The sequence below is a fragment of the Agrobacterium sp. ST15.16.024 genome, assembly GCF_027956545.1.
Classification (GTDB): Bacteria; Pseudomonadota; Alphaproteobacteria; order Rhizobiales; family Rhizobiaceae; genus Agrobacterium; species Agrobacterium cucumeris.
Genome location: NZ_JAQKGO010000006.1, coordinates 151,328 through 168,091, shown reverse-complemented (window position 1 = coordinate 168,091; position 16,764 = coordinate 151,328). Strand labels below are relative to the sequence as shown.

Here is a 16,764-nt window from a genome sequence, read left to right as displayed (position 1 = left end):
CTATCCCTTTCAAAGTCCGAGAAGGCGACGATTGGCGGCATCATCGATGCCGCTTTTGGCGAAATCGTCGAAGGCCCGCTCCGTCACGCGGATGATGTGGTTTTCAATGAAGCTTGCGCCCTCGCGCGCGCCATCTTCCGGGTGCTTCAACGCGCATTCCCATTCCAGCACCGCCCAGCCGTCGAAATCATATTGAGTAAGCTTGGAGAACACCGCGCCGAAATCGACATGCCCGTCGCCGAGCGAACGGAAACGACCAGGCCGGTCGACCCAGCTCTGATAACCGCCATAAACGCCGGAACGGCCAGTCGGATTGAACTCGGCATCCTTGACGTGAAAGGCACGGATACGCTCGTGGTAAATGTCAATGAAACCGAGATAATCCATCGCCTGCAGCACGAAATGCGAGGGATCATAGAGCAGGTTGGCGCGCGGGTGATTTCCGGTGGCGTCAAGGAAACGCTCGAAGGTGACGCCATCATGCAGGTCCTCACCCGGATGCAGCTCGTAGCAGAGATCGATGCCATTCTCCTCGAAGGCATCGAGAATGGGTGTCCAGCGCTTGCCGAGTTCGGCAAAGGCCATTTCGACAAGCCCGGCCGGACGTTGCGGCCACGGATAGACGAACGGCCAGGCAAGCGCGCCGGAGAAAGTCGCATGGCTCTTGAGGCCAAGGTGCTGCGAGGCTTTCGCCGCATACTTCAGCTGATTGACGGCCCATTCCTGCCGCGCCTGCGGTTTGCCGCGCAGTTCGGCCGGCGCAAAACCATCGAACATTTCATCATAAACGGGATGAACGGCGACAAGCTGGCCCTGAATATGGGTTGAAAGCTCGGTGATCTCGATGCCGATCTCGGCCAGACGGCCCTTGATATCGTCGCAATAGGTCTTGGAGGCGGCGGCCTTTTCCAGATCGAAGAGTTTGGGATCGGTCGGCACCTGAATGCCCTTGTAACCGAGCGAAGCCGCCCATTGGCCGAGATTGTCGAGCGTGTCGAAAGGGGCCTCGTTTCCGGCAAATTGCGCGAGGAAAATTGCCGGGCCTTTGATCGTCTTCATGTCCTTACACTCCTTGCATTCACAGTCTGGCCGCTACCGATGCGGCGGGCGGCAGGGCGCGACCGAGCCGCGCACCACCAGTTCCGTATCCAGCACGATGGTTTCAGCCGTGCGTTTTCCGTTCAATCTGTCCACCATCAGCGCCATGGCCCTGCGGCCCATTTCCTGGCGGGGCTGCCGCACCGTCGTCAGCGGCGGCTCAAACGCATTGGCGAAGATGATGTCGTCGAAGCCGATGACGGAGACGTCGGCCGGAACCGAAACCCCACGCGCCCGCAACTCGCTGATCGCGCCAATCGCCATCTGGTCGCTCGATGCGAAGATCGCGGTAAAGGTGATACCGCCTTCGAGAAGGCTGCCAATCGCCCGACGTCCGGCTTCGATGCTGTAATCGCCCGTCACCACCAGTTCGTCGGTGTAGGTTATGCCAGCCTCGGCAAGTGCTGCGCGGTACCCGTCGAAACGCTCCTGCGCCAGACTTTCCGGAACGGGACCGGCCAGATGCACGATCTCTTTATGCCCCGCCTCGATGAGGTGCCGCATGGCATTCATGGAGGCGGCACGGTTGTCCACCTTGACGGTCGGCAGCGCGAGGCCGGGCACCGTCTCCGACGCGATGACGATCGGCGGCAGCGCGTCGCCCTGATCGAGAAGCTCGGAGGGAAACTGGCCGGTCATCAGGATCAACCCGTCGGCATGTTTCTGGCGCACCATGTCGATATGGGTCGCCACGCGGTTCTCGTCGTTGCGGGCATCGCCCATCAGCACCTTGAAGCCCGCTTCGCCCGCCGCTTCTTCCACGCCCTTGTAGATTTCGAGATAAAACGGGTTGCCGATATCGCGAACGAGAAGGATGACGGTGTTGTTGGATTGGCGGCGGAAGCTGGCCGCCTGCGCATTGGGAACGAAGTTCGCCTGCCGCACGGCGTCGAAAACCTTCTTGCGGGTCTCCGGGCGAACCTTGTCGGGTTGCTGCAGCGCCCGCGATACGGTCGCGATGGAAACGCCCGCGAGAGCTGCAACTTCCCTGATATTCGAACCTTGGTCTTTGCTCATCTGTCACACACGCAACTGCTTTTGGCGGCCATAAAGCAGCATCAGCGCTAGCAACGTGACACCGAATATGATCTGCCGTGCCCATACATCGAGGTTGAGCGTTATCAGTACGCTTTGCAGAATGGTGAGCGCAACTGCCCCGGCCATGGTTCCGACATATCCGCCCGCACCGCCGGCAAGCGAGGTGCCGCCGATGACAACAGCGATGATCGACGGAAGCACATATTGGTCGCCGACGGAGATGAAGGACGTGCCGGTGTAACCGATGACGCACAACCCGGTCAGCCCGGCAAACAGGCCGGAAAGGCCATAAAGCAGCGTGCGGATCAAAGAGACGGGCAATCCGGTAAGCGTCGCCGCCCGTTCGTTGGAACCGATGGCGTAGATGGCGAAACCAAAGGCGGTGCGGCGCAGCACGAAGAGCATGATCGCGGCGATGCCCAGCCAGACGAAGAGTACGCCGGGAATACCGAAAATGAGCGGACGGTTGATGAAGCCCGCCAGCAGGGGCGCTGCCGCACCTGATGGAACGCCCTGCGAATAAACGACCAGCCCACCCTGAATGACGGCCGTCATGCCAAGCGTCATGACCAGCGGCGGAATGCGCACGAAGGTGATGCCGAGGCCGTTGATGAGGCCGATCAGGAAGGGAATGCCGCCGGCAACGAGAATGGCAAGCGGAATGCCGGCATTCTGGCCGTTCATCATATTGCCGGCAAGGACGGCGCCAAGCGAGATCATCGCGCCGACGGAAAGGTCGATGCCTTCACGGCCGCCGAGGATGACGAGGTTCTGGCCCGCCGCGACGATTCCGAGAATGGCGGCAATCGTCAGCAGCCGCACGATCTGCGAGCCCTGGGCGAAGCCGGGCGACAGCAATTCGCCGACCAGCAGCAGGAAGGCCGATGCACCAATGGCGATGGTCAGGGGATCGGTAAGGAGGGTTTTGATTTGCAAGCCGGGATTGGTCATATCAACGCCTCGTCACCAGAACACCGCCGGCCAGCGCCGTCAGCACGATCAAACCCTGCACCAATGTCTGGTACTCGAACGGCAGGCCTGCAAAGAAAATCACATTACCGATCATGCCCAGCACCAGCGCGCCGGCGATCGACCCGGTCGAGCTGCCGAAACCGCCGGAAAGTGCGGTGCCGCCCAAAACCACGGCCGAGATGGAAGACAGCGCCAGACTTGCGCCGAGCAGCGGGTCGCCCGAGGCGGTTTCGCCCGTCAGGCACATCGCCGCCAGCGCCGAAAACAGGCCGGAAATCATATATGCGCCGATGCGGATGCCGGAGAGGCGCAGACCCGTCTGGAAGGCGCCGGTGCGATTGCCACCGACGGCAAGCAGATGCGTGTGGAAAGGAATGCGCGACACGATCAGCGTGAAGGCGATGCCCGCCAGCAGTACCCACAGCACGAAGGGCAGGCCGATGAAGCTGCCGGAATAGGTCTGCCAATAGGCTTCCGGCACCGGAAGACCTGCCTGCGGCAAAACCCAGATCGCCAGACCGGCAAAGATGATACCGGTTGCGAAGGTAGTGACGATAGGCTGGAAGCGCAGGCCGGAAATGAAGAAACCATTGACCAGTCCACACAGCAGCCCGACAGCCGCACCCGCCGCCATGCCGGCGAAGACGGCACCCGTTGTGCCGCCGAGTGCGGCGATGACGCTGACGGTGACGACATTGGCAAGCGCCACGATGCTGCCGACTGAAAGATCGATATCGCCCGCCAGAATGACGTAGGTCTGGCCGATGGCGACCAGGATCAGCGGCAGAAACGTCGTCAGGTTCGATTGCAGCACGGAGGGCTGAATGAAGGATGGCTGCAGAAACGTGTTCACGGCAACGAGAACGGCCAGAACGACGAGGGTGATGATCCAGGGTTGCCTGCGCAGAAAGCCTTGGGAATTCATGCGGCGTCTCCATAGGCGGCGCGGGTCATGTTGACGGATGTCATGTCGGCTCCGGTCAGTTCCGCAGAGATGCGTCCGCCGTTGAAGACGAGAATGCGGTCGGCATATTCGAGGATTTCCGCATCTTCCGAGGAATAGAGAAGAATGGTCGCGCCGGCGTCGGCCTGTTGCCGCATCAGCGCGAAGAGGTCGGCTTTTGCGCCGAGATCGATACCCTTGGTCGGATCATCCAGCAGAAGCAGTTTCGGCGCTGTGGCGAGCCAGCGGGAAATGAAGATCTTCTGCTGGTTGCCGCCGGAAAGCGTGCCGATGGCCATGTCCATGCCGGCAAACTTCGTCTTCATATCATCAGCGACCTTCTGCACCCGCGGCTTCAAAGTCGCGGGACGGACCAACCGCATCTTTTCGCGCACCATCAGCGCCGCGACGAGATTTTCGAAGATCGACCGGCCCTGAAGGGAAGCGTCACGGCCACGGTCGCCAGAGACATAGGCAAAACCACTATGAACCGCCTGCGAAGGCTTGCTGATGGTGATTTCACGGCCCTCGAAGCGGACTCGGCCTGTTGCAAAGGGACTGGCGCCGAAGAGGCCTTTCAGCAGGGCCGATTGCCCCTGCCCCTGCAGGCCGGCCAGACCGACGATTTCGCCCGGATAGGCTTCCAGGGTAACGCCACGAACGCCATCACCCGCAACACCAGTCACCTTGAGGCTGGGTGCGGCAGCAGCGCGTCCCTGCTGGCGGGCGGGTGCGGCGCGGACATCGCCGACCATGTCGTGCACGACGGCTTCGCGGGTGGTTGCTGCGGTGTCGAGTTCGGAAATCGTCGCGCCGTTACGCATCACGGTGATGCGGTCGCAGACCGCAAAAACCTCGTCGAGACGGTGGGAAATCATGATGGTCGAGATACCGTCGGCCTTCTTGGCCCGGAGTATCTCGAAAAAGCGCTGGGACTGGCGGCCATCGAGCGCCGCCGTCGCCTCGTCCATGATCATCAGGCTGGCATTCTGGGCGAAGACCTTGAGGATTTCGACCAGCTGGCGCTGATCCGGCGGCAGATTGCCAACGATTGCGTCCGGCTCCAGCCCCTCGCCCGCCACGCCGTCAAACAGCGCGATTAGTCTCGCCGCTTCGGCTTTCAGGGCTTTGCCGTCAACAAAAATGCCACGTTTCGGCTCGCGGCCGAGAAAGATGTTATCGGCGACGGAAAGCTGCGGAATGAGGCTCAGCTCCTGATAAAACAGGGCGATGCCGGCATTTTCCGCGTCACGTGGGCTTTTGAAGCGTACTTCCGCGCCGTTGAACCGGATCGTGCCGCTGGTTGGCGCAACCGCACCCGCAACGATCTTGCAAAGCGTGCTCTTGCCGCAGCCATTGGCGCCCAGCAGCGCGTGAATTTCACCGCGACCGACGGTCAGCCTGCCGGCGGAAAGCGCGCGCACGGCGCCAAAATTCTTCGTTATGCCGGCCGCTTCCAAAGCGTTCGCCATCGCAAGTCCCCGAATAATGCTTGTCACAGGCGGATGGCCAAGGCCCTTTCCGCACTCGAAATTGTGGTTCGGGCCGGCGTTCACCGCCAGCCCGAGAGCGGTCTTACTTGAAGAACTCGCCAGCCTGCTCCGGCGTCACGGTTGCCGTGACTGACCAGTAACCAGGCTTGCCATCGGCGGCCTTGATATTGTCGGCAAGGTTGTCGTTGCTGACGAAGGGGATCGGAATGTAGATGGCGTTACCATAGGTGCCACCGAAGACGCCGTCCTTGAATTCCTTGCCCTGCAGCTTCAGCACCGCAACATTAAGCGCGCTGGCCATGACACCGGGAGGATTGACCGAAGCGCCGGAATTGAACTTTTCCTTTTCCCAGCGCGTCATGAAGTCCTTGCGGATTTCACCGGTCGCGGCAATGTCCTTGGTCTTGCCGGCGGCTTCGATGGCGCGCCATGCGCCGTCCGCCATGCCGTCCTGCACCCAGACGCCGCTGATATCGGGATAGGTGGCAAGCAGGTTCTGCATGGCCTGCTGGCCCTGCGCCTGATCCCAGCTCGCATTGGCTTCGTTCAGCACCTTGATGTCAGGATATTTCTTGAACACTTCGCGGTAACCGGCAACGCGGGCTTCGTTTGCCGGGTTACCGGCGATGCCGTTGATGGCGATGACACTTCCCTTGCCCTTAAGCGCATCCGCAAGCCACTGCGCGGACTGTGCCGCCCATGCCTTCTGGTCGATGCCGACATAGATCGCATCCTTCGAGGACACTTCGGCGTCGGTGGCGACAACGAGAATGTTGCGCGCCTTGGCCTGCGCGAAGATCGGATCGAAAGCCGTCGGGCTGCCGGGATTGATGAGGATCGCATCAACACCCTGGTTCATGAAATTGCGGATGTGGCCGATCTGCCCCTGCACATCGACATTGCCGCTTTGAACGACGACTTCGACCTTGACGCCTTTTTCGCCCCAAGCCTTTGCGGCCGCCTGGGCTTCCTCGATCATCTGCGTGCGCCATTCGCTGCCGACGAACGAGTTGGAAAGACCGATCTTGAAGCTCTGCTCCTGGGCATACGCGGACGTGCCGGCCGCCAGCACCAAAGCGGCGGCAGCCATCAAATGTCTAAACATGAAATTTGCTCCTCCAAGCACGGTTTTTAACTAATGAAACCGTTTACATGAACGAATGTAACCGTTTTCATAGTTGAGTCAATCCCGAACGGGATTTTTCTGGCGGTGTCTGGAAGGGAGGTAAAATCAGTACTGACACTGTCGCAAAATACGCGCAAAAGAGTGCGATAAACCCTCAAGATGATCGAAGCCTGCGGCTTTTAAAAACGTCTGCAGCCTGCCCGCCCCATCAGGTTTGAACGCCGCTGTGGACAACAGGGGAATTCCCGCCTCAAATCACCACACAATTCCAATCAGGAGAATGACCATGGAAATATTGCGCGCAGGAACCCGGGCATCCGCCAAAGGGCCTGAAGACTGGTTCACCGGCACCGTCCGCATTGATCCGCTGTTCAACCCCTTCGACGCGGAGCGGGTTCAGGGTGCGCAGGTCACCTTCGAGCCCGGCGCCCGTACCGCCTGGCACACCCATCCACTCGGCCAGACACTGATCGTCGTCTCCGGCTTCGGCCGTGTACAGCACGAGGGTGGCCCGGTGGAAGAAATCCGCCCCGGTGATATCGTCTGGTTCGCACCCGGAGAAAGGCACTGGCATGGCGCAGCCCCCAATATCGCCATGACTCATATTGCGCTTCAGGAGGTCAAGGACGGCAAGGTGGTGGACTGGATGGAGAAGGTGACGGACGACCAATATGGCGGCTGAAACCACCATTCGGGGGTGTCCGTTACGCGTCTAAAACGGGCACGTCCGCATCATCCGCCGGACGATGAGCGGTTGATGGCCAGATCCGGAAAGACCGAAATATTTCATGCGCACGATTTAAACTTTGACTTGTATCCGCAATGGGTGAAACCTTCATCTCATCGCGGATACAAGGTGGAGAATCGTGATCTTAGCGGGTGAAAGTTTTATCGCCTCCATCAGCGCCGATACGGTCGCAACCCCATGTCCGTGACATTCGACAGGCGTGATGTGATTGCAGGATTGTCGATCGCCGGCCTGATGCTGCCGGAAGCGATCGCTTATTCGGGAATTGCCGGCGTTCCGGCTCAGCACGCCATTCTCGCGGCGATCATGGGCTGCATCGTTTATGCCCTTTTTGGCCAGAGCCGGTTTGCGGTCGTCTCGCCCACATCCTCCTCCGCCGCAATATTGGCCGCGATGCTCGCGACGCTTTCCGTCACACCGGCACAGAAGATGCTGCTTGTCGCCATTTCGGTCGCACTGGTGGGCATCCTGTTTCTCTTGGCGACGGCCACGCGGCTCGGCGCGCTGTCGAGCGTGATTTCGCGCCCGGTGCTGCGCGGTTTTGCTTTCGGTCTCGCCATTCTGATCACGATCAAGCAATTGCCGAGCCTTTTTGGAATAAAGGAGCAAACGGGCGAACCGCTGGCGATCCTGTTGCAGATATTCTCCCATCCGCGAGACTGGAGCCTCGAAAGCATCGTTGTCGGCCTCACGGCACTTGCCATACTGCTCCTCCTGCGTAAACGCCCGATCCTTCCCGGCAGCCTTGTCGTGATTGTGGCGGGCATTGCCGTCTCGGTGCTGCTTGATCTGCAAAGCCGCGGCGTCGCCATTGTCGGCCCCATCGATCTTGCCGGAATATGGGCAGGCCCGCTTTCGGTATCGCTCGATGATGTCGCGCATGTCGCCCGTTTTGCACCGCCGCTGGTCCTCATTCTCTTTGCGGAATCCTGGGGCACGATCCGCAGCTTTTCGCTGCGCCATGGCGAAAGCGTCGATTCCAATCGCGAATTGCGGGCCTTCGGGCTTGCCAATATCGCCAGCGCCGCCGTGCAGGGCATGCCGGTCGGCGCCGGTTTCTCCGCCGGTGCGGCAAGCGAAGCGGTCGGGCCGCAGAGCCGCCTCGCTTCGGCCATCGCCGCAATCGGCCTTGCGATTTTCAGCCTGCTCGCCGCCGGCTGGTTCGCCTTCATTCCGCAGGCCGTGCTCGCCGCCATCATCGCCGTCGCCCTGCTGCACGCGCTTGATCCGACGCCGATCATCCGCTTGTGGCGGCTTGGCAATGATGCCTGGCTGGCACTTGCCGCCGCCGCCGGCGTGCTGGCATTCGGCGTTCTCAACGGCATGCTCGTTGCCGTCGCGCTTTCCTTCGCCGTCTTCGTCCGTCGGCTTTCCCTGCCTCATGTGATGCATCTCGGCAGGCTGGGCGACAGCCACGATTTCGTCGACATGGAACGCCATCCGGATGCCAAGGACATACCGGGCATGATTATCCTGCGCCCGGCGCAGCCGTTGTTTTTCGGCAATGCCGAGCCGATCCTTGCCGCCGTCACCAAACGCATCGCCGCAAGGCCGGAACTGCACGTCGCGATCATCAGTCTTGAGGAAAGTTTCGAACTGGATTCCACCGCGCTCGATGCGCTGCTGGAATTCGATACGGCGATGCAGCGTGGCGGCACCACGGTCTATTATGCCCGCATGCACGACCATGTACGTGATTTGCTGCTCGCTGGCGGCGGGAGTGATCTGGTGGCGCGCAGCAGTTTCAGTGTCGATGATGCCGTAACCACGGCCATGGGCCGGGAGAACAATCATGCCACAGCCTCTTGAACCCCATCTCAGCCCGGTTGAAATCACCGCGCTCAGGCCAACGCAGATGACGGTCGGCCTTCGCGAGGTGGAAAGCAAACGCAAACAATGGGCCGCCATCCGCGAAGAAAAAGGGCCTGATTTTCTCGGCCATCACATGGTGCCCGTCGTCATCGGCTATAAAAAGCGTCTCTATCTGGTCGATCACCATCATCTTGCGCTGGCTTTGCATGACGAGGGCGTAAAACATGTGCTGACCAGCATTGTTGCCGATCTCTCCCATCTCGGCCGGCAAGAATTCTGGTCCGTGATGGATCATCGCAGTCTTGTTTATCCTTTCAACGCGGACGGCAAGCGTTGTCCCATCGATGAGTTGCCAAAGCGGATCGTCGATCTCGAGGACGATCCTTTCCGCTCGCTGGCCGGCGCGGTTCGCGATGCCGGCGGTTTCGCCAAGATCGACGCGCCCTTCACCGAATTTCTCTGGGCGGACTTTTTTCGCCGCCGGGTGAGCAGCAAAGACTTGCGGCATTCCTTTGATGAGACGATGGCCGAGGCCGTGGAACTGGCGCGCTCGCATGACGCACGACATCTTCCCGGCTGGTGCGGGAGAACCGAATGACAACCCCTCCCTCCCTTTTCAGACGGATTGCAGCGGCCGTCATCGCATTTTTCGTGCTGGGAATAACCGGCCTTTCTGCGCAGGAGCCACCACCGGCAAAAGCGCCTTCCCCCACACAGACGACGGAGCAGAAGGTTGACCAGTTGCTGCAACTTCTCGGGCAGGACGACGTTCGTGCCCTGCTCGCGCAGAAACTTGCGACAACTGGCGCGGAGCCGCCTCCGCAAACGGCATCACCAAGTCAGTTGAGTGATCTCGACCAATGGGCGAGCAAGCGGCGGGAACATCTTGCCCGCATCATGGGCGACCTGCCCGTCATGTCCTCGCAGATTACTTCCGCCTGGGAAAGGCTCGGCGATGCGATCCGTGTCTACGGCCCCTTCATCTTTTTGCTGCATGTGCTGATCCTCTTCGGCGCCGGCCTTGCAGGCGGCATTGTCACAAACCGCATCATCGTCATGCACGCATCCCGCAGGAACGGCGGGGATATCGGCAAATATGCCTCCGCCGTCGTGTCGAGGCGGATTCTGCCCCTGTTCGGATATGGCCTTGTCGCAACCGCCATGTTCCTCAGCATCCAGTGGCCGCCCCTTTTGAGTGCCGTTCTACTGCCCTGGCTCGTTATGAGCATTCTCCTGCCGGTGCTTTTTGCCGTTTCCGGCCTGTTGCGACAGGTGGTTGGCCGCGAAACCAGCCCGCGGCGTGATTTCTGGATCGTCCGCTGGACTTGGCTTGCAACGCTTGCGGGGTTTTGCTGGGCGTTGCTCAGGACGCTCGAAAATCTCGGCGTTCCGCGCGATACGCTCGGTCTGTTGTCCACTGGCATGGTCGGTCTCCTGTTTCTGCTCGCCAGCCTCTGGATATGGCGGCGGCCCGGAGGCGATCCGGGTTCTGAGCGGACGCGGGCGATCGATGTCGCGCTGATCTTCTGCCTCATCATCCTCTTCGGATTGCGCCTTGCCGGCGCAGGCGTGCTGTTCTGGATCGGGCTTTATGCGCTTGTTCTGCCGGGCCTTGCCTCGACGCTCGGCATCGCCGCACGGAAACTCGCAACCGATATTGGCGGTTATGGCGAGAGCGACCTTCGCCCCGTTCTGGCCGAGCGCGGCGTGCGGCTCGCCATCGTCGGAACGGCCATCGTCTGGCTGATCTTCCTCGTCCGCGCCCATCCGGATTCCCTGCCTGACGGCGCCCTACTCACCTCCATCGTCGTCGGCGTCCTGCACGGCGCACTCATCCTGCTGCTTGCCGATCTCATATGGATCGCCATCAAGTCGATGATCGCCCGCCGGCTGGAATTGAGCGCCCCTGTCGGCGACGCAATGAGCGGCCACTCCGGCGGCCAGCCGCAGGACGACCGGCTTTTGACCATTCTGCCGATCCTGCGCAACATGCTCGGCATCATCATCGCCGCAGTCGCCGTCATGACGGCGCTTTCGGAACTCGGCGTGAATATTGGTCCGCTGCTGGCCAGCGCCGGCATTTTCGGCATCGCCATCGGTTTCGGCTCACAGACGCTGGTGAAAGATATCATCAGTGGCGTGTTTTACATGATCGATGACGCTTTCCGTGTCGGCGAATACATTCAGAGCGGTTCCTATCGCGGCACCGTGGAATCCTTCAGCATCCGCTCGGTCAAGCTGCGCCACCATCGCGGCCCGATCTTCACTGTGCCGTTCGGGTCGCTCGGCGCAGTCGAAAACATGAGCCGTGATTGGTCTATAGACAAATTCATGGTCACCGTCGCCTTCGATACAGATATCGCCAAGGTCAAGGCCATCACCAAGGAGATCGGCAAGGCACTGAAAGAGGATCCGGAATTCGGGCCGTTCCTCATCGAGACCGTCAAGCTGAAGGGGGTCGAGCACTTCGGTGAATATGGCATGACGCTCGGTTTCGGCATGATGCTGCGCGCCGGCGGGCAATCCTCAGTGGTGCGGCGCAAGGCCTATTCGATGTTGAAGGATGCCTTTGCTGAAAACGACATTCAGTTCGCCAGCATGACAGGCGCCTATCCCGCCGCGCGGTCCGCGAAGCGCCTGGAGGAGGAGCAGGGCGGCGACATGGAGCCGCCGCCCGAAGAGTAAAGCTCTCGCTCTCTGCTGCACTTATCCCATGCGTTCGGACACATATTCCCCCGGCGAAGCGGGAAACACCACGGTTCTGTTGCCGTTGAGGAAGACCCGGTGGTGAATATGGGCGTGGATGGCGCGGGCAAGCACCAGGCTTTCAACATCGCGGCCAAGCGAGACGTAATCGAGGCCGCTCTGGGCATGGGTCACGCGGATCGTATCCTGCTCGATGATCGGCCCCTCATCGAGATCGGCGGTGACGTAGTGGGCAGTCGCGCCGATCAGCCGCACTCCGCGCTCATAGGCCTGCTTGTAAGGGTTGGCGCCCTTGAACGATGGCAGGAAGGAATGATGGATATTGATGATGCGGCCCGACATTTCCTGGCAGAGCCGGTCCGACAGAACCTGCATGTAACGGGCCAGAACCACGAGTTCCGCACCGGTATCCTGCACCACCTGCAGGATTTCCGCTTCGGCCTCCGGTTTCGTCTGCGGCGTGACGCGGATGTGGTGGAAGGGAATATCCTCGTTCACCACCTGCTTCTGGTAATCGAGATGGTTGGAGATCACCGCAACGATCTTCACCGGCAGAGCACCAATGCGGGAGCGATACAGCAGATCGTTGAGGCAATGGCCAAAGCGCGACACCATGATCACCACCTTGGTTTTGCGGGAGAGATCATGGAAATCGTAATCCATGTCGAAATCCGCGGCGACCGGTGCGAAGCCTTCAAAGAGGGCGTCACGCTCCAGCCCCTGTTCCGAAACGAAGCTCAGCCGCATGAAAAAACGGCCGGTCTCCTGATCGGTGAATTGCGAACTGTCGTTGATGTTGCAGCCGGATCGCGCGAGATATCCGGACACGGCGGCAACGATGCCGCTGCGCGCCGGGCACGAGACTTTCATGACATAGATGGTCAAAATCCTGCTCCCCCTTGATGGATCAGCACTCGGACAGTTTTGAAACCGTGGCGAGTTCAGGCGATTTCAGCGGCAAGTTCCCTGCAGCCGGTTTCAAGCAAATGGCCAAGATGCGGTAGGAAACTGTTCCAGATATCCATTCGGAAACGGTCTTCCGCATCGCGCCAGAGCACCACGGTCACGCCGTCGAAAATCGTCCGGCGGGCCTCGCCCACCGCAATCGTGTCGATATCGCGGGCGCAGCCAAGCGTCAGAAGTTCAGCGGCTCGCGGCCCCTCGATCAGCAGCGTCACTTCCCGACCGGAAATATCGACAAGGCTGTGCGGATGGCCGGCATAAACGCCGGCGCAGGCCGCGATCAATTCGCCGACTTCACCGGCAGGGGCAATGATCGTCCATTCATCGGGACCAAGGCGCACGGCCTGCCTTTCGCCAGCGGAGGCGCGGGCGCCTATCCGCTCGGGCAGGATGAGGCCAAGTGCCGCGCCGAGTGACGCGACATCACCACGGGCGCGCAGCGACAGCCGCGCCTGCGCCGGCAGGATGCTGACCCGCGCCGCCTTGCTCTCGGCCAAGGTACCGGAAATGGGGGAGGAAACACGCATGTTCATTGTCATCTCCGGATCAGATTTTCAGGCGGGTGTTTTCGGGATCGACAAACACCATCCCGGTGATTTTCGCGGCAATGGTGCGGTCCAGCATCGGAATATAGACGGTCTCGCCCATCCGCTCATGACCACCCTCGACCAGCGCCAGTGCAATCGGCTGGCCAACCGCGTCCGAATGGTAGGATGAGGTCACATGCCCCACCATCTTCATCGGGATCGGCTGTTTCGGATCAAAGACGATCTGCGCCCCCTCTTCCAGCTTCGAGCGGTCTTCCGTCAGAAGGCCGACGAGATGGCGGCGACCCTTGGCGACAAGATCGGGGCGGGCAAGACCGCGCTTGCCGACGAAATCGGGCTTCGCCTTGCCCACGGCCCAGCCCATCGCCGCATCATAGGGCGTGACAGTCCCGTCTGTATCCTGACCGACGATGATGTAACCCTTTTCGGCGCGCAGCACGTGCATGGTTTCAGTGCCATAAGCGGTGATGTCGTATTGCTGGCCGGCCTCCCACAGGATTTCCCAGAGCTTGCGGCCGAGCGGCGCCGGCACATTGACCTCGAAGCCAATCTCGCCGGTGAAGCTGACGCGGAACAGCCGCGCCGGCATGCCGGCCACCGTGCATTCCACGCAGGACATATGCGGGAAGGCCTCTTCCGTCAGTTCGACACCTTCCACCAGCGGCGCGAGCAGCTTTGCCGCGTTCGGGCCGTTCAGCGCAATGGTCGACCACTGTTCGGTGGTCGAGGTCAGCCAGACATTGAGATCGGGCCATTCGGTCTGGAGGTAATCCTCCATCATGTTCAGCACCCGTGCCGCCCCGCCTGTCGTGGTGGTGACGTGGAAACGGTCCTCGGTCATGCGGCCGATGACGCCGTCATCGCGGATGAAGCCGTCATCGCCGAGCAGCAGGCCATAACGGCAGCGGCCGGCGGCGAGCTTCGACCACGGATTGGTATACATACGGTTCATGAACTCAACCGCGTCAGGACCGACGACCTCGATCTTGCCGAGTGTCGAAGCATCGAAAATACCCACGCTCTGGCGCACCGCCCGGCATTCCCGGTCGACAGCCGCGTCCATGTCTTCACCCGGTTTTGGGAAATACCAGGCGCGACGCCATTGCCCGACCGGTTCATAGACCGCGCCATGTGCCTCAGCCCAGCTATCGATCTGCGTCTTGCGTGTTACTTCGAAATGCGCGCCGCGGTGATAACCCGCAAACGCTCCGAAGGTCGTCGGCGTATAGGGCGGGCGGAAGGTGGTGAGGCCCACCTGCGGCTGGGGTTTGCCAAGTGCTTCCGCCGCAATGTTGAGACCGTTGATATTCGACATCTTGCCCTGATCGGTGGCCATGCCGTTGGTCGTATAACGCTTGACGTGCTCGATAGAGCGCATGCCCTCACGCACGGCGAGCCGCAAATCCTTGGCGGTCACATCGTTCTGGTAATCGACGAAAGCCTTGGCCTTGCCGGCATCGCGATCGCTCGGAAGTTCGGTGTGCGACACGCCGCTGCCGGTGCGATCATGTTCCACCGCATGGCCGGCGGTATTGGCGGCCTTGCCGAGCGCTGTGGCGACTTCACGCCCGCGCTCCGCGCCGTCCTTCAGCGCTGCCTCGATGCCCCACAGCCCGCGTCCGGCCCCGGCAATCACGCAATCCTCATTGGTGAGGGCAGGCAGGAAGGTGGTCCGTTCGTCATCCCAGGCGAGCTTGCCCTGCGTGTGGGAGAAGAGATGCAGCGACGGCGTCCAGCCGCCGGACATCAGCACCGCGTCACAGGCAATCTCCTGTCCCGCGCCGACCGTCGCCCCCTTGACCGGGTTGACGCGAACCGACTTGACCCGCAGCCGCCCGGAGGTCGCCGTCACCGTATGCGACAGCTTGACCGGAATGCCAAGCGCCCGTGCCTCATTCACCAGCTCTTCCCGCACCGTGGCGCGGGTATCGATAATCGCCTGAACGCGTGCGCCCGCGCCGTGAAGATCGAAAGCCGCATACCAGGCGCTGTCATGGCTCGTCACCACCACCGGGCTATTGCCGACCTTGACGCCATAGCGGTTGAGATAGGTCTGGGCAGCACCTGCAAGCATCACGCCCGGCCGGTCGTTACCGTGAAAGACCAGCGGCTTTTCCAGCGCGCCCTGCGCCAGCACCACCTGACGTGCCCTGACCCGCCAAAGGCGCTCGCGGGGCATGTCCTTCGGTACGGTTTCCAGATGGTCGGTCAGCTTTTCGCAGAGGCCGATCATGTTCTGGTGGTAATAAGCAATGGCCGTGGTGCGGGTCATGACCCTGACGCCGCGTTCCTTCAGCGCCTTCAACTCATCCGCAAGCCAGGTCCATGCGGGTTTGCCATCGATCTTCGCCTGCGGCTCGGACAGCAGCGTGCCGCCGGCCTCGGCATTTTCATCGACCAGCACGACCTTCAGACCATCGACCGCCGCCGCACGCGCCGCAGCGAGACCGGCAGGACCAGCGCCGATGATCAGTACATCGCAATGCAGGTTGCGCGAGGCATAGGTGTCGGGGTCTTCCTCCGTCGGCGAAACGCCGAGACCAGCCGCCGCGCGGATGAAGGGCTCATAGACCTTGTTCCAGAAGCTCTTCGGCCACATGAAGGTCTTGTAATAGAAGCCGGCCGAAAACAGCATGTAGGCCATGTCGTTGACTGCGCCGATATCGAATTTCAGGCTCGGATATTTGTTCTGCGAATTGGTTTCCAGCCCATTCCAGATTTCCTGCACCGTGGCGCGGGTGTTCGGCTCGAACTGACCGGCGCCGCGGCGGGTGCCGATCAGCGCATTCGGCTCTTCGGAACCCGCCGCAACCGGGCCGCGCGGGCGGTGGTATTTGAACGAGCGGCCCATAAGATGCACGCCATTGGCCAGAAGTGCCGAGGCGACGGTATCGCCCTTCACGCCGCGATAGGTCTTGCCATCGAAGGTGAAGCTAACCGAGCGGGCGGCATCCACACGGCCACGGCCGGAAACGCGATAGGAATTCATTTCGACACCTTGGAGCTTACTGGTGCGCGTGTCAGGGAAGACAGTTCAGGACGCGACTCACCCGCGCGATAGGTCGTGAGGAACCGGTCGCTCACCGTGTCACGCACGGCATTAAAGAAGCGGCCGCAGCCATGCAGGTGCCGCCAGCGCTCGAAATGCGGACCCTTGACATTTTCGCGGATGAACAGGAATTCCTCCCATTGTTCATCACTCTGCGACGACGGGTCAGCGGCGCGGACGACATGGGCCTGTCCGGCATAGGTGAACTCGGCTTCCGGCAGCGTTTCGTTGCAATAGGGGCAGCGGATCAAAAGCATCGTCGTATCCT

The 16,764-nt window shown here is 61.1% G+C and carries 14 protein-coding genes; 4 read left to right on the top strand and 10 right to left on the bottom strand.

What is annotated here, in order from left to right; translation table 11 throughout:
• Positions 1-9: 9 nt before the first annotated feature.
• From PL640_RS18470 to PL640_RS18445, 6 genes are all read right to left on the bottom strand, one after another.
• Positions 10-1,059 (bottom strand): sugar phosphate isomerase/epimerase family protein, encoded by a 1,050-nt coding sequence (locus PL640_RS18470; RefSeq protein WP_271362976.1) that lies wholly within the window; start codon positions 1,057-1,059, stop codon positions 10-12.
• Between the two features lie 33 nt (positions 1,060-1,092).
• Entirely contained in the window at positions 1,093-2,115 is a 1,023-nt protein-coding gene (locus tag PL640_RS18465; protein ID WP_174022334.1) for a LacI family DNA-binding transcriptional regulator, read from the bottom strand.
• A 3-nt stretch (positions 2,116-2,118) separates the two neighbouring features.
• Positions 2,119-3,087 carry an ABC transporter permease gene (locus PL640_RS18460; RefSeq protein ID WP_271362975.1) on the bottom strand — a complete coding sequence of 323 codons (969 nt, stop codon included), beginning with the start codon at positions 3,085-3,087 and terminating at the stop codon, positions 2,119-2,121.
• A gap of 1 nt (position 3,088) precedes the next feature.
• On the bottom strand, positions 3,089-4,033 hold the full coding sequence (locus PL640_RS18455; protein WP_271362974.1) for an ABC transporter permease: 945 nt from the start codon (positions 4,031-4,033) through the stop codon (positions 3,089-3,091).
• Positions 4,030-5,523 (bottom strand): sugar ABC transporter ATP-binding protein, encoded by a 1,494-nt coding sequence (locus PL640_RS18450; protein ID WP_271362973.1) that lies wholly within the window; start codon positions 5,521-5,523, stop codon positions 4,030-4,032. Before PL640_RS18450 ends, PL640_RS18455 begins: the two co-directional genes overlap by 4 nt.
• 103 nt (positions 5,524-5,626) lie before the next feature.
• Positions 5,627-6,649: a substrate-binding domain-containing protein gene (locus PL640_RS18445; RefSeq protein ID WP_271362972.1), complete on the bottom strand. Its 1,023-nt coding sequence runs from the start codon at positions 6,647-6,649 to the stop codon at positions 5,627-5,629.
• A 307-nt stretch (positions 6,650-6,956) separates the two neighbouring features.
• On the opposite strand from PL640_RS18445, the gene PL640_RS18440 reads away from it, so the two are divergent.
• The 4 genes from PL640_RS18440 to PL640_RS18425 all read left to right on the top strand — a co-directional run bounded on the left by PL640_RS18440 (position 6,957) and on the right by PL640_RS18425 (position 11,915).
• Positions 6,957-7,352 carry a (R)-mandelonitrile lyase gene (locus tag PL640_RS18440; protein ID WP_271362971.1) on the top strand — a complete coding sequence of 132 codons (396 nt, stop codon included), beginning with the start codon at positions 6,957-6,959 and terminating at the stop codon, positions 7,350-7,352.
• A gap of 243 nt (positions 7,353-7,595) precedes the next feature.
• Positions 7,596-9,227, top strand: a complete 1,632-nt coding sequence (locus PL640_RS18435; protein ID WP_271362970.1) for a SulP family inorganic anion transporter — start codon at positions 7,596-7,598, stop codon at positions 9,225-9,227.
• Complete coding sequence (locus tag PL640_RS18430; RefSeq protein ID WP_271362969.1) at positions 9,211-9,828, top strand: ParB-like protein; 618 nt, start codon at positions 9,211-9,213, stop codon at positions 9,826-9,828. The genes PL640_RS18435 and PL640_RS18430 overlap by 17 nt, the downstream gene beginning before the upstream one ends.
• On the top strand, positions 9,825-11,915 hold the full coding sequence (locus PL640_RS18425) for a mechanosensitive ion channel domain-containing protein (RefSeq protein ID WP_271362968.1): 2,091 nt from the start codon (positions 9,825-9,827) through the stop codon (positions 11,913-11,915). The genes PL640_RS18430 and PL640_RS18425 overlap by 4 nt, the downstream gene beginning before the upstream one ends.
• Positions 11,916-11,936: 21 nt before the next feature.
• Here PL640_RS18425 and purU read toward each other — a convergent pair whose 3' ends face one another.
• The 4 genes from purU to PL640_RS18405 are packed head-to-tail and all read right to left on the bottom strand — an operon-like array spanning position 11,937 to position 16,753.
• Entirely contained in the window at positions 11,937-12,821 is an 885-nt protein-coding gene (gene purU / locus PL640_RS18420) for a formyltetrahydrofolate deformylase (RefSeq protein WP_271362967.1), read from the bottom strand.
• Between the two features lie 56 nt (positions 12,822-12,877).
• Entirely contained in the window at positions 12,878-13,432 is a 555-nt protein-coding gene (locus PL640_RS18415; protein WP_271362966.1) for a sarcosine oxidase subunit gamma, read from the bottom strand.
• A 13-nt stretch (positions 13,433-13,445) separates the two neighbouring features.
• Positions 13,446-16,436 (bottom strand): sarcosine oxidase subunit alpha, encoded by a 2,991-nt coding sequence (locus tag PL640_RS18410; RefSeq protein ID WP_271362965.1) that lies wholly within the window; start codon positions 16,434-16,436, stop codon positions 13,446-13,448.
• Positions 16,433-16,753 carry a sarcosine oxidase subunit delta gene (locus PL640_RS18405; protein WP_271362964.1) on the bottom strand — a complete coding sequence of 107 codons (321 nt, stop codon included), beginning with the start codon at positions 16,751-16,753 and terminating at the stop codon, positions 16,433-16,435. The genes PL640_RS18410 and PL640_RS18405 overlap by 4 nt, the downstream gene beginning before the upstream one ends.
• Between the last annotated feature and the right edge of the window lie 11 nt (positions 16,754-16,764).